This is a genomic window from Martelella mediterranea, from assembly GCF_021021415.1.
Taxonomy (GTDB): domain Bacteria; phylum Pseudomonadota; class Alphaproteobacteria; order Rhizobiales; family Rhizobiaceae; genus Martelella; species Martelella mediterranea_C.
In genome coordinates this window covers 1-13,221 of the sequence record NZ_JAINWJ010000074.1, presented here as the reverse complement: position 1 = coordinate 13,221, position 13,221 = coordinate 1, and the positions used below count along the sequence as shown (strand labels likewise).

Genomic DNA, 13,221 nt, shown 5'->3' with positions numbered 1-13,221 from the left:
CGATATTGTTTCCCGTCATGAACTTTTGAATCCGGCTCTAAATAATACAATGAAAATAAAGGTCACCCCTTTCATTACATTTTTGGCGGCCGGTGGCATTGCTGCAGTCGTCAATATAGTTTCGCGTATCTTGCTTTCATATGTCATGAGTTATTCAGGAGCGATCGTCATTGCTTATTTGTTTGGTATGACGACCGCCTACACCCTGATGCGACGCTTTGCTTTTGAAAAGTCAGGCCGACAGGTGTCTCGAGAGTATGTTCGTTTTGGTTTGGTGAATCTTCTGGCCCTTTTGCAGATATGGGCGATTAGTGTCGGTCTTGCCGACTACCTGCTCCCGCGAATTGGGATGTTCGCCCATGCGGAGTTGATAGCTCATGCCATTGGCGTTTTGAGCCCAACCGTCACAAGTTATTTTCTTCACAAGTATTTCACATTCTCAAAAACTTGAGTGATCAAATTTAAATTTAGAGCGGTATACAACATGCATTTGTCAGCGTATGGGAGGCGTTGTGCGTGGTTAAAATGATCAAAGTCAGAGATGGTAGATATGGATGAGCCCATTGAGCATTTGGGACGTCAGAACGAGGTTCTGGCCTATTTTTCTGAGACCGAAAAAGCTATACGTGCTTCCCGGGTGCTAGCCCCGGAAGTTGTGCGGGCATCGGAGCTCTGTGTCTCGGCCTTGCGAAATGGCGGCAAGATAATTTTTTGCGGGAATGGTGGCTCTGCTGCTGATGCCCAACATTTGGCCGCTGAGCTGATGGGACGTTTTCTGATCGACAGAGAACCTCTTCCGGCACTTTCCCTCACAGTTGATACGTCTGCATTGACCGCAATCGGCAATGATTATGGTTTCGACAAAGTGTTCTCCCGTCAGCTCCGCGGCATTGCACAGAAGGGGGATGTTGTTTTCGGGCTGTCTACAAGCGGCAATAGCACAAATGTGATTGAGGCGTTTAATTTGGCTCGTTCGCTGGGACTCTCTACGATTGGGCTAACCGGGCAAGGGGGAGGCAAAATGAAAGAGATCTCAGACGTCTTGATAGCCGTTCCCCACGGCCAAACCAATCATATTCAGGAAGTTCATATTGCAATCGGTCATTTGATTTGTGCGTTCGTTGAGGCAGAGCTTTGTCAATCCAAGCAGTAATACTTTGTGGTGGCCTTGGTACGCGGCTGGGATCTTTAACGGCTTCAACGCCAAAGCCCATGCTTACAGTCAACGGAAAGCCGTTTCTGGACACACTCATTCAAGAGGTCGCCCGGCACGGCATCACCGAGATCCTTCTGTTAGCGGGTCGCTTCGGCGAGCAGGTCAAAGAGGCTTATGACGGTGTTGACATGTTCGGCGCGCGGCTGCGGGTTCTTATTGAGCCCTCACCCCTTGGTACCGGCGGCGCGCTCCGATTTGCTCTGGAGGAACTTTCAGAAACGTTCCTTTTGTTGAACGGGGATACTTGGGTCGACGCCGACCTGACTGATTTCATGTTCGCTTGGGAAAGGGACAGGCAGTCATCAGACTCCTCTTCTGTTCAGATTTTGCTACAATATGTGGATGATATGGCCCGGTTTGGTGGCATCGAGTGTGAAGGCCCTACAGTCGTAGCCTTCCGAGAGAAAGACGCATTGGCCAGAAACCGTCCAGGCTATATTAACGCAGGCGTATACTGCATGAGCAGGGAAATCGTGGAGGCGGTTCCAGCTGATAGCGTTGCCTCGCTTGAGAATGATGTATTGATGCCTTTGGTGGCCGCTGGTCGCGTCACCGCGCACATGGCCCCCAAAGGTAGCTACTTTATCGATATCGGTGTTCCAGAAAGTTATTCCCGGGCTCAGTCAGAGCTATGGGAGGCCCGTCGCCGTCCTGCACTGTTCCTTGATCGCGATGGCACTTTGAATCACGATAAAGGCTATACACACAAAGTCAGCGATCTTGTGTGGATCGAGGGAGCCAGAGAAGCGATCAAATTTGCCAACGAAGCTGGCTATTATGTTTTCGTCGTCACAAACCAGGCTGGCGTCGCGCGCGGACTTTACTCAGAAAATGCTGTCGTCGACTTCCATCGGGCGATGCAATCTTCGCTTTTTGAGATCGGTGCCCATATCGACGCGTTTGAGTGGTGCCCTCATCATCCGGAGGCCATCGTTGATTACTACAGGCAAGATAGCCAGAGGCGTAAGCCTGCTCCTGGTATGCTTCTCGATTTGATGGCGACCTATCCGGTGGAAAAGGATGGAAGCCTGATGGTTGGCAATGCCGCTTCTGATATCGCGGCCGCTGAGGCCGCCGGTATTCGCGGGGTCTACTATTCGGGAGGGTCGCTTCTGACGCTGGTGGCGCAAGAAATCGACAGACTGCGTTCAAACTGAAGCGGCTCGATTTGGGGAAACAGGTTGTTGTGGTTTATCCGCAATTGCAACTCAAGAAAGCTTGCTGGAAAGTTGGGCGATTGCAAAGTTTGCCGAACTGAGTATTGCGATGGGGAAGATGCACTGAGTGTTTGGTCTCGGCAGCGACATAGACCAATCTCATCAAAAAATCCAGTACCCGCGGATCGCGCTCGCCGAAGGTTGCAGCGCTCAAGGAGAATGTGAAGTGATTTGTCATGAGCACAAATGCATTTTCGTGCACATCCAAGGCACGGCCGGCACGAGTGTCGAAGAATGGATCGTGGGTAGAGACTGGTGGGAAATTTCCCCTCAGAGTAAACACCTGACCGCCTCAACCGCTCGGCAGAAATATGCTCCATATTGGGACGACTACTTCAAGTTTTCAATTGTACGTGAACCAGTAGCGCGCATGAAATCGTTGCTCAGATTTCCTGAGATTTCCCTCGTGAATCGTGGCGATGACGACGAGCTCGATCTCGAACGATACTTGAGCATTTATCAAAGGCAAGGCGTCGTCGTTGAATATGACTGGCGTTTTTTTGAACGTTCCGAGGTCGCGCGACCGTCGCACGAAAAAGGAACACTATATGGAAATATACTGGACGAGGAGCTCGACTATGTTGGGTATTTCGAAAACTTGGAAGAGGTGATCAAGGTCCTTCGTGATAGCTTGAAGATTGACAGGCCATTTAACTTCCACGCACAGGCTTCATCGAGTGAATTGTCACGATTCATCGTTCCAGACTTATCTCGAAAAAAAGTTCAAAAACTATTCTGGAAGGATTACGAAAAGTTCGATTTCGGAGTGTCGGTCGCAAAGCTCGAGAAGTCCGATGACAATTGTGAATCGGCGCAGCCGCTTTCCGGTGCTAAAAAAGAGGCTACGGAACTTAAGGAGAAAGTTGCGCTACTCACGCTGTATCGCGATGGCTATCGTCGGTTGATTGATGAAATGAATGAAAAAAACAAGGTTGTCGCCACTCTGCGACAGACTTTGGAATCTGTGATAGAAGAAAGAGATGCACTGGCAACGCTTAAAGGGACTGTGGATTCTCTGATCACGGAAAGAGATGCTCTTAAAGAACGTTTACGCACGCTGGGTGAACATGCAGAGAATTTAGAGGAAGCGTGCCAGATTCTGAAGGAAACCGTGCACAATCTAATAGTCGAAAGAGATAGTATCAAAGAGAAAAGTCCTCGCTAGGTGAGGTTGCCTGACGTTTGTCCATTTTTCTCTTAGTGTCTGCTCAAGAATTCGCGTTAAGCGCCGATTTATGTCCTCAGGTTGACGCGAGCCGTGGCGAGAGTGTCGAAAATCGAGACAGAGACTCTCCCCCTGCAAAGGCGACACGCTCCGATAGCCCATTTTTGGACAGACACTTAGGAACGTCTTGCTTAAGGTGTTTGGTCATGAGAGAGGGGCCTCGTAGGCAAACGCCCCTTCCCAGCCTAGCTGTAGCTCGCTCGGTGTCTAACGAACAGAGATAAGTAAGTACAAAGAGGATTTCCCATTGTCGACTTCTGTCATCTCTCGCACGCTTGGTGCTGCTATCGCGTTCGCTTTTGCTGCAGCAGCCGCTTTTGGCATGTTGCGGAACTATACGCCGGTTCCATTTTGGGATATGTGGCCAGGAATTGTGTATTTTTATTCGGAAATTCATGGCGGTGTCTACAGCGCATTCTGGGAACAGCATATGAGCCATAGGCTTGTTTTCTCGAATATCCTTTTTTACCTTGACCAACAGTTTTTTGGCGGCATAAACATATTTCTCTTTTGCGTAGATTTTCTTCTCATGGCCCTGATCCCGGTCTGGTTCTGGTCCGTTATGCGCCTCGCGCCACGGTTCAGTTGGCGTAATCCGATGGATTTTGGAATACTGATGCTGATCTGCGTGATCAGCTTTTCCTGGATTCAATGGAGGAACATCATATGGGCTTACCAGAGCCAGATGTACGCCACTATTCTTTTGCCGGCCACGTCGTTTCTGCTGCTCTACCATGCGGGAGCGTCAACGACTGCTCCCAAGCAATCGAACCGGCTCTTCATGTCGGCGATCGTGTTGGGGTTCTGCTCAGCTTTCACCATGATGAATGGCATACTAGCGCTTCCCTTGATGGTCGTCTTGTCCTTGGTGTGGCGGCTTTCCACTAAAAGGGTTCTCATTTGTTTAGCGGCGACGGCGATAGTGCTGGCCCTTTTCTTTGCCGGTTACTCCAAGACCGAATATGAAACCCCTTTTCTTGGAACTCTTCTGGATCACCCTCGGTTTGTCTTTACATTCATATTCACTCAGCTCGGATCTCCCGTTTTCTATGTCTTGGGCGAAGAACGGATGTCGGCCGCCTTGCTCTGCGGTTTTGCAATCGCTCTCGGATTGGTGATCATGGGAATCAGACTGATTGTAAAAGCTGAAACACGTCAAATAGGCGTACTGCTGGCAGCGGCGATATGTTATTCAACCATCACGATCGCAGCTATTGCGACGGGCCGGTATGATTTCGGCGCGGATCAAGCTGTTGAAAGCCGCTATATGACCAATGTTTTATTCATTTGGTCCCTTTTTTCGCTTTTGCTGTGGTTTAATCTCAGAAGTGATCGAAAATATCGGCGCGTTGTCTACGGTTTTATGGCACTTCTCACGATAGGGCTATCGAGCTACCAATTTAAGGCGATAGCGCCGCTTTATGCTTGGCCACGACTTGACCAGAATGTCGGCGCTCTCGCTGTCGAGCTGGGAGTGCCCGACCGGCGGTCTATTGGTTTTATTTACCCTGATACCGAGGACCTATTCGAGTTAAGCGAACGTGCTCGCGAGCTGAGAAGCTCGATCTTCGGTCTTCCACTTTACGAAGGGTTGCGGGAAAAACTTGGGTCTCACCATGCCGGCGCGCTGGAGGGGGCGGCCGAGTGCATTCTTCGGGAAGACACCTTCCGGCTGGTTGCTGAGCAGCCCGAATATGCAGCGATAAGCGGGGTCTTGTTCTCGCCGAAACTGGTCCGCTACCCTGAACGATTTACTGTGCTATCTTCGGACGGAATTGTCCTGGGATATGCATTGACAGAACGGTCAGTGTTCGCGCCGTTTCAGAATCCTGAAACGAATGCTACCTGGGTCAAGGGTTTGTTCCAGGTTGGAGAAGCTGGCGACCAGATTACATTGGCAAGCGATACCTATAATTGCTTTATTCAGTTGCCTGACTCAATACGATAATCCCCGTTGAGAACGGGCGAATTACCGTCTTGCTGCCCTTGTCCGCAGCGCAACAACCGGTAACCAAACCCGACTGGAGACTTCTTGGAATGCTGACAATTTCGAAAACCCCCTTGCGCGTGAGCTTATTCGGTGGAGGGACAGACTACCCGGAATACTTTCAAGAATTTCCGGGAGCCGTACTCGGTACTGCAATAGATAAGTTCATTTATATCGTCACCTTGCCGATGGCAGGTGTAGCGGAAACAAAGTATCGGGTCACCTATCGCAATGTCGAAACTGTCGACAATGTTTCTGATATCAAACACAATGTTATTCGTGCCGTCCTGCAAGATAAGCAGTATGATGGTCCGCTGAATATTGCCATCATCTCGGACTTGCCTGGAGGATCTGGCCTTGGCTCTTCTTCGTCATTTACAGTCGGCTTTGTAAAGCTCATCTCGCATCTTCAGGGGCGCTCGATTACCAAGCTGGACCTTATGCGTGAGGCTATTCGGGTTGAAACTGAACTTCTGCATGAAAACTGCGGTATCCAGGATCAGGCGCATGCTTCATTTGGCGGGCTCAATCATTACCGATTCCATGGAAATGATTTCTCGCTTCAACCCCTCCGCATGACGACAGATTGCAGGGATGCGGTCAACGCCTCGATGTGTCTTATCTACACCGGCATGCAGCGTTCCGCTTCGCAAACCCTGGAGACCCAGATCAGCAATACCCGTGAGCGCAAAATCGTCAAAGAACTTGGGCATCTCTTCGAACTTTGCGAGGAAGGTGTGCGTATTCTTGAAGGCACCAACTCTCAGCGAGCGTTGACAGACGTCGGCAAACTACTTAGCGAAGGCTGGATGACAAAGAGAAGCCTTTCGCCCGCAGTCTCCTCAACGCATATCGATGATATTTACGACACCGCAATGTCACTTGGTGCTTATGGTGGGAAACTCTGCGGGGCAGGCGGTGGTGGCTTTATGCTGTTCCTCGCGCCGGATCATGTCCAGGCAAAGCTACGTGAGCGTTTTGGCGAAAAGAATTTCGTCAAGATATCGACTGAAGACAATGGTGCGAGCATCGTTCATGGTTTTGCGTGAGCGCCGGACATCAATCTACGTCTTCCGAGGCGGCATGTTTCCGCAACAACAGACGACAAAAGAAAGTTAGTTCTATGGTTAAGCGAGCCTTTATTACGGGAATCACAGGCATGGTCGGTTCCCATCTTGCCGACTATCTCCTCGAGAACACGGATTGGGAAATTCACGGCATGCTGCGTTGGCGCAGCCCTCTCGACAACCTGTCCGCCCATATTGATCGCATAAACCAGAAAGATCGTTTCCGGCTTCATTATGCCGACCTGCGCGATACGATGTCGATCGACAATGCTATCAAGGAAGCAAAACCCGACTACGTCTTCCATCTGGCAGCGCAGAGCTATCCCAAAACTTCGTTCACCGCACCGCTGGATACGATGGACACTAACATTCAGGGGACTGAGCGTGTTCTCGGCGCACTGCGCAAATATGCGCCCGAAGCCGTAGTTCACGTCTGCGCCTCTTCGGAAGTCTTCGGCAGGGTGCCGAAGGAAAAGCTTCCAATCGATGAGGAATGTAGCTTCCACCCGGCTTCGCCCTACGCAATTTCAAAGGTTGGAACAGACCTGGTCGGTCGTTACTATGCTGAAGCCTATGGCATGACCGTGATGACCACCCGCATGTTCACGCATACAGGTCCGCGCCGCGGCGACGTCTTCGCCGAGTCGACCTTTGCGAAGCAAATTGCCATGATAGAGCACAATAAATTGCCACCGGTCGTGAATGTCGGCAATCTTGATTCTCTTCGGACCTGGGCCGATGTCCGTGATGCAGTACGTGCCTACTACATGCTGGTCACTGTCAACCCGACACCGGGTGCCTATTACAACATTGGCGGGACGTACACCTGCTCGGTTCGGGACATGCTAGACACGCTGCTTTCGAAGTCGACTTGCAAGAACATCAAGGTCGAAATGGATCCCGACCGCCTGAGGCCGATCGATGCGGACCTACAGGTGCCAAACACCCAGAAGTTTCAGAACCATACTGGTTGGAAACCTGAAATTTCCTTCGACCAGACCATGGAAGATCTTCTCGAATATTGGCGCGAGCGGGTCGGCTCAAGCCATTCCTTCCTTTCCCGCTGATCGAGCGATACATTCTAGTTTGGAAAAGTTATGAAAAAAGACGAAACCATTCTGGTCACCGGCGCTCGCGGGCTTGTCGGCTCTGCACTGGTGGAACACCTTCGCTCCGAAGGTTACGAGAACGTCGTTGCTCTGGGACGGGAAGACTGCGACCTTACTGATCGTCAGGCGACCGTATCAGCGTTCGAGTCACACAAGCCGAAATATGTCTTTCATGCCGCTGCCCGAGTCTACGGCATCATGGGCAACATGAAGAACCAGGCGCTTTCATTTCGAGATAACGTGATCATCAACACCAATGTCGTTGAGGCGTCGCATCTTTCGTCTGTCGAAAAGATCACGGTTATGGGAACTGGAGCAGTCTACCCCTTCCCGTCACCGGGCCCGCTTCTTAAAGAGGATATGATCTTTATGGGCAGACCGCACGGTTCAGAAAGCGCCTATGCGCATGCAAAACGTGCCATGCTTGCCATGCTTGAAGCCTACGAGGAAAGTTATGGGCTGAAATGGGCCTATGTCGTTTCGTGCAATCTTTTTGGTGCCCGCGACAAATTCGACACAGAATTCGGGCATGTTGTTCCATCACTCATCAAGAAGTTCCATCAGGCAATGGTAACCGGGGGGCCGGTCGTGGTTTGGGGCGATGGATCCGCCCAGCGCGACTTCATGTACGTCAAGGATACGGCTCGGGTCGCCAGCCTCATCATGCACGATATCGAAGGCGCTACCAATATCGGAAGCGGTCGGGTGTTCGCGATTCGGGAGATTGTTGAAACCCTTGGCGAGATTACCGACCTCTCGGACAGGATACAGTGGGATGCGTCCAAACCGAACGGCCAGGATTATCGCGCCTACGATCTGACCAAAATCACTTCGGCCGGCTTCAGCTGCCACTACACCATCGAACAGGGCCTCAAAGAGACCTGGGATTGGTATTGCAAAAATCACGACTAAACAGGAACGGGAACCCGGAATTGCCGAGTTCCCGAAGAGGAAATGTATGATCAACAGAGCTTTGAATGTTTGACCCCACTAGCATTTGACCGGAGTTCCAAATGGTTGGAAACAGCCTTGGCAAACGACTGAACGGCTGCGCAGACGTGGCGCGCGCATGGCTTTTTCAGGAAGCTGCTCCGCGATGGATCGACCCAGCGATCATGGGAAGTGACATGTTCCCCGAGCGGATACTCCGCTCGGGGGCACCTGATCTGTGTGATCATCGTCTGTTCGTTCAGGCACGGTCAATCTATTCGTTTCTCAGCATCGGAGCTTTGGGCTGGGACGGCAATTGGCGCGACCGATCCAGCAAGGCTCTTGAACACATTCTGCGAAATGGAAGACGTGCAGACGGATTCTACATCCACAAATTTGCGCTTGATGGTTCGGTCGCAGATTCCAGAGCAGACCTCTATGATCAAGCATTTATGATTTTCATGTTTGCGCATGCGGGCAAGATACTTGATCGCCCCAATCTCTTCGAGGCGGCTTATGAGCTCATGGAAACGCTTTCCGCGAATTGGCGTCATCCTGCGGGCGGCTTTCGCGAGGGCGAGATTGCAACTACGCCACCGCGACGGCAAAATCCCCACATGCACCTTTTTGAAGCTTCGCTAGCGATGCTACAAGCAACAGAGAATGTGTATTGGCGGGATTTGGCCGAGGAACTGGCGGCGCTCGCCGAGGCTTGTTTCATCGATCCTGACAGCGGCGCGCTGATCGAGTATTTCGACAATGATCTTAAGCCTTATGCGGAAACAGGTAAGGTTGTCGAGCCCGGTCACTGCTTCGAGTGGGCATGGCTCTTTGAGCAGCTTGGTGGTCGAGGGACCGACATTTCCGATCACCTCACCTCCTTTGCCAGGCTTCACGGACTTGATCATAATCGCGGGATCACGATCAACGAAGTTTACACCGACGGTTCCGTTCGCGAGAGCCGCGGTCGGTTATGGCCTCAAACCGAGCGGATGAAGGCTGCGATTGCACGATCGCGGCGCCTTGGCGGCGAAGAAGAAGTTCTCGCCATCTGCGAGGCTTTCGATGGGCTTCAGAAGTATCTGGACCCGAATGATCGCGCTATATGGTACGACAAAATAAAGGTAGACGGTTCATTTGAGCCGGAAAATGCTCCTGCCAGTTCGCTTTACCACATTGTAAACAGCTATTGCGAACTGATCACATTTGCCGAAAGTCAAGCGAGACTCCAGGTGCTTTGAGGGTAAAACCAGTTGATTGAAATAACTCAAAAGTCCGCCAAGGCCTGTAGATTTTCAACGGATCACCTCCGAGACGACCGCCCTGTTCAATGGAAACGATCCGGATAGATGACAAGATACACTAACACCCCAACTTTGCTGTTAAAAATCAAGATCGCTTCTCTCAGAGCCGCGCGTTTACTTCCCTTTCTGTCAAAGCGCCGAAAAGAGCGCTTCATGACTTCCATATCGAGACGCAAGGCAGAGTTGAAGGCTCGAAAGTCCCGCCTCAATGTCGCCCGACCGAGTTTCGGTCAGCGAGTCCAGATCGCCGCACTGAAGTTGGCGTTGATGTGTCCATGGCTGAGCGAACGCTCGAAGCGACGTTTCAGCCGATCTCTCGCCAAACGAACAAGCAACGATCAGAAGCTGGCGGCTGCAGTCATGGTCGAGGGGACCGAAGAGTACCAAGAGCCCGCAACATTCTCCGAAAAGGAGGCAATGCGCAGGCTTGGGCTCGCTGTCGAGGAAAATCATATCGCAGTGGACCGTCACCTGGACCGCGAGTGCCACTCAATTTTGATCGTCAGCACCCACATGCCGACCACCCGGCACGCGGGCGGACTTCGCATTCTGGACATGATTGAAGTCATCAAGAGCCGCAACAGCAAGGTTTATATTGAGCTTTTTGTGAGCTTCAACAAGTCGCTGCTGGGCGGGGGAGGAGAGGCCCACGCGCTCGTCGACAGGGTCGTCTATGCCGACAATTATGATTTCTCCATCGCTCAGTATCGTAAAAAGTCAGGATCCGTTCGCCATTTTGATGTTGTCGATTTCCAATTCCCACAGCCGATAGAAACCATCAAGGCGTATCGCGAGATCGGCGACCGACTGATTTTCACGCCGATGGAGAGCCTTATTCGCACTGAATGTCTGAAGCGCGGCGTACCCAGCATTCCAGAAGCAGAGCTCGATGAAGCCGATGCCAAACTTGAGGCCCAGATCTGCCGACTGGTTGACGAGGTCGTCTGCGTGTCCCGGATTGATGCCGACTGTATTGCGGAATCGGTTGGGATCGACACGATCACTTCCATCGAAACTGGTGTATCATCAATCGAGTTTTTAGAATCGGACGCGGCTAATCGGTCCCGCAACGCAGTATGCTTCATCGCCTACTTCGGCTCAAACACCAACCGCGATGCCCTGCGTTGGTATCTGGACGAAGTGCACCCTCATGTCATCGACGAATTCGGGGACTATGATTTCCGCATCGTCGGCCGGGGGAACGTTTCTGATATTCTCGCGAAACCGCGACCATGCGTTTCCTATGTCGGTGAGGTGGATCGGGTTGGGCCCGAGATCGGTCATGCTGCTGTTGGAATAGCGCCGGCCTTGTCCGGCGCCGGCTTTCGAGGGAAGGTCAACCAATATGCGCATCTAGGCCTGCCTACGGTTGCTACACCGATTTCTGCCAATGGTCTTAAATACGAACACGGGCACTCGATATTGGTTAGCGAAGACCCCCGCCAGTTTGCCGCTTATGTTGTGGAATTGCTTAAAGACAGCGAACGCCGTGATCAAATGGGCCGGGCCGCTTATGACGTCTGCAAGCAATACTATGGTTGGGAATCAAAGTGGCCTGAGATTAAGCGTACCTATGCGATCCCCGCGTCAATTTCAGCCCAAGGACTACCGAGCGTTCATGCCATTGTGCCCTCTTATCAGCATGGCAACTATATAGAACAGCGTATCCGAAGCATTGCTGACCAGGACTATGACAAGCTTCGGATCACGGTAATTGACGACTGCTCGGACGACAATTCGGAGGCTGTGATCCGCAAACTGCAGGAAGAAGTCGAGTTCGAATACATCCGCAATGAAAAGAATAGCGGAACTCCATTCAGTGCTTGGGAATATGCGGCAAAGAACACCGCCGAGGATCTGATCTGGATCTGCGAGAGCGACGATTCCTGCGACCGCACGCTGGTACCAAAGCTGGTAAAGACCATGAGGACACGACCAGATATCAACATGGCCTATTGTGGTTCTTTGATTATAGATGCAGACAACAATATTATCGAAACAACTGCGGACCGATATTTCCCATCGGTGTTCCACCCGACCAGATGGCGGCGAAGCTTTGCCGTGGACGGCAAATACGAGCTTAAAGAGTTCCAGGCGAGAGGCATGGTTGTTCCAAACATGAGTAGCCTTTTGGTGAAGACCGACACGTTCCAGAAGGCCTTCGGCCAGGATATCAAGAAGTATCGCCTCGCCGGAGACTGGCTTTTTGTTGGTAGAGCAATGCAGTATGGATCGATCGCGTATCTCGCCGAAAACCTGAATCATTTTCGTCGACACCCGCAGACGGCTCGCGTAAAGACCAAAATAGCCCGGAGCTACGCAGAGCATATTATCGTAAGGGTACAGCTATCATTGCTTGCCGAGGTTGGGCCGACCGAATTGTTCTTCAACCTGAAACACGATATCGTCGATCTATATCGTGATGAAAGCCTTTTGGCTGATGTCATGACACTCTTGAAGAGCTTAGATGCCGATGTTTACGATCTCTTTAAAAAGGCATACGATGAATACACCTCGCCGACCAAAGCCGAAGATATGATCCGCTGCATAACCTTCAGGAGATACATATACGACCATCGGTAGAATTACCGGATGTTGATTTCCACCCAGAAGTGACCCGGGTTTTCCATCGAGAACTGACCCAGCTTGAGGTTATGTTTCGGTGGTCAGGCTTGGGTCAAGACATCATTGCCCTCCCTCTTTTTCCGCGCCGCTACGGCGGCACTGGCTTTGAAGCGGAAGCTGTCGTTTCCAGTCTCCATGATGTGACATCGATGGGTCAGACGATCGAGGAGCGCGGTCGTCATTTTGGGGTCCCCAAAGACGGTGCTCTGCGCCCTGAAAACTGGATCGTTTGATGTTGGAGTTTTCCGCGGTATTTTCCTGGCTGGGAGAAGGAGTGGAAGCGATGAAGGCATCGAAGTTTTCAGACGCCCAGAAGGCGTTTATTCTGAAGCAGGGTGATGACGGTGTGCCTGTGGCGGAGATTTGCCGCAAGGCCGGGATCAGTCAGGCGACCTATTTCAACTGGAAGAAAAAATATGCAGGTCTGCTGCCTGACGAGATGCGCCGGCTGAAGGCTTTGGAAGATGAGAATGCGAAACTGAAACGGATCGTTGCGGATCTGAGAGGTGGCTCGGTTTGTCTGAACAGTTTGGGGCGTTTC

11 protein-coding genes and 1 pseudogene are annotated in these 13,221 nt (G+C 51.5%); 11 read left to right on the top strand and 1 reads right to left on the bottom strand.

What is annotated here, in order from left to right; all coding sequences use genetic code 11:
- The 10 genes from K7H91_RS24825 to K7H91_RS24780 all read left to right on the top strand — a co-directional run.
- The coding region (locus K7H91_RS24825; protein ID WP_330166043.1) for a GtrA family protein at positions 1-451 on the top strand (451 nt) is incomplete at its 5' end.
- A 99-nt stretch (positions 452-550) separates the two neighbouring features.
- Positions 551-1,153: a D-sedoheptulose-7-phosphate isomerase gene (locus K7H91_RS24820; RefSeq protein WP_230722847.1), complete on the top strand. Its 603-nt coding sequence runs from the start codon at positions 551-553 to the stop codon at positions 1,151-1,153.
- Positions 1,135-2,373, top strand: a complete 1,239-nt coding sequence (locus K7H91_RS24815; RefSeq protein WP_230722846.1) for an HAD-IIIA family hydrolase — start codon at positions 1,135-1,137, stop codon at positions 2,371-2,373. Before K7H91_RS24820 ends, K7H91_RS24815 begins: the two co-directional genes overlap by 19 nt.
- 127 nt (positions 2,374-2,500) lie before the next feature.
- A complete protein-coding gene (locus K7H91_RS24810) occupies positions 2,501-3,598 on the top strand; it encodes a sulfotransferase family 2 domain-containing protein (protein ID WP_230722845.1) in 1,098 nt (365 codons plus the stop codon).
- Positions 3,599-3,905: 307 nt separating this feature from the next.
- Positions 3,906-5,606, top strand: a complete 1,701-nt coding sequence (locus tag K7H91_RS24805; RefSeq protein ID WP_230722844.1) for a hypothetical protein — start codon at positions 3,906-3,908, stop codon at positions 5,604-5,606.
- 89 nt (positions 5,607-5,695) lie between these two features.
- Positions 5,696-6,694, top strand: a complete 999-nt coding sequence (locus K7H91_RS24800; RefSeq protein WP_230722843.1) for a hypothetical protein — start codon at positions 5,696-5,698, stop codon at positions 6,692-6,694.
- Positions 6,695-6,768: 74 nt separating this feature from the next.
- Positions 6,769-7,779 carry a GDP-mannose 4,6-dehydratase gene (locus K7H91_RS24795; protein ID WP_269066514.1) on the top strand — a complete coding sequence of 337 codons (1,011 nt, stop codon included), beginning with the start codon at positions 6,769-6,771 and terminating at the stop codon, positions 7,777-7,779.
- Between the two features lie 30 nt (positions 7,780-7,809).
- A complete protein-coding gene (locus tag K7H91_RS24790; RefSeq protein WP_230722841.1) occupies positions 7,810-8,733 on the top strand; it encodes a GDP-L-fucose synthase family protein in 924 nt (307 codons plus the stop codon).
- A gap of 101 nt (positions 8,734-8,834) precedes the next feature.
- Positions 8,835-9,992 carry an AGE family epimerase/isomerase gene (locus tag K7H91_RS24785; RefSeq protein WP_230722840.1) on the top strand — a complete coding sequence of 386 codons (1,158 nt, stop codon included), beginning with the start codon at positions 8,835-8,837 and terminating at the stop codon, positions 9,990-9,992.
- 216 nt (positions 9,993-10,208) lie between these two features.
- A complete protein-coding gene (locus tag K7H91_RS24780) occupies positions 10,209-12,638 on the top strand; it encodes a glycosyltransferase (RefSeq protein WP_230722839.1) in 2,430 nt (809 codons plus the stop codon).
- An 83-nt stretch (positions 12,639-12,721) separates the two neighbouring features.
- Here K7H91_RS24780 and K7H91_RS24775 read toward each other — a convergent pair.
- Positions 12,722-12,898, bottom strand: a pseudogene (locus tag K7H91_RS24775) (ATP-binding protein); the annotation flags it as partial.
- A 65-nt stretch (positions 12,899-12,963) separates the two neighbouring features.
- Between K7H91_RS24775 and K7H91_RS24770 the strand changes: the two are divergent.
- Positions 12,964-13,221: transposase (locus tag K7H91_RS24770; RefSeq protein ID WP_230722838.1), on the top strand; the 258-nt coding region annotated here is incomplete at its 3' end.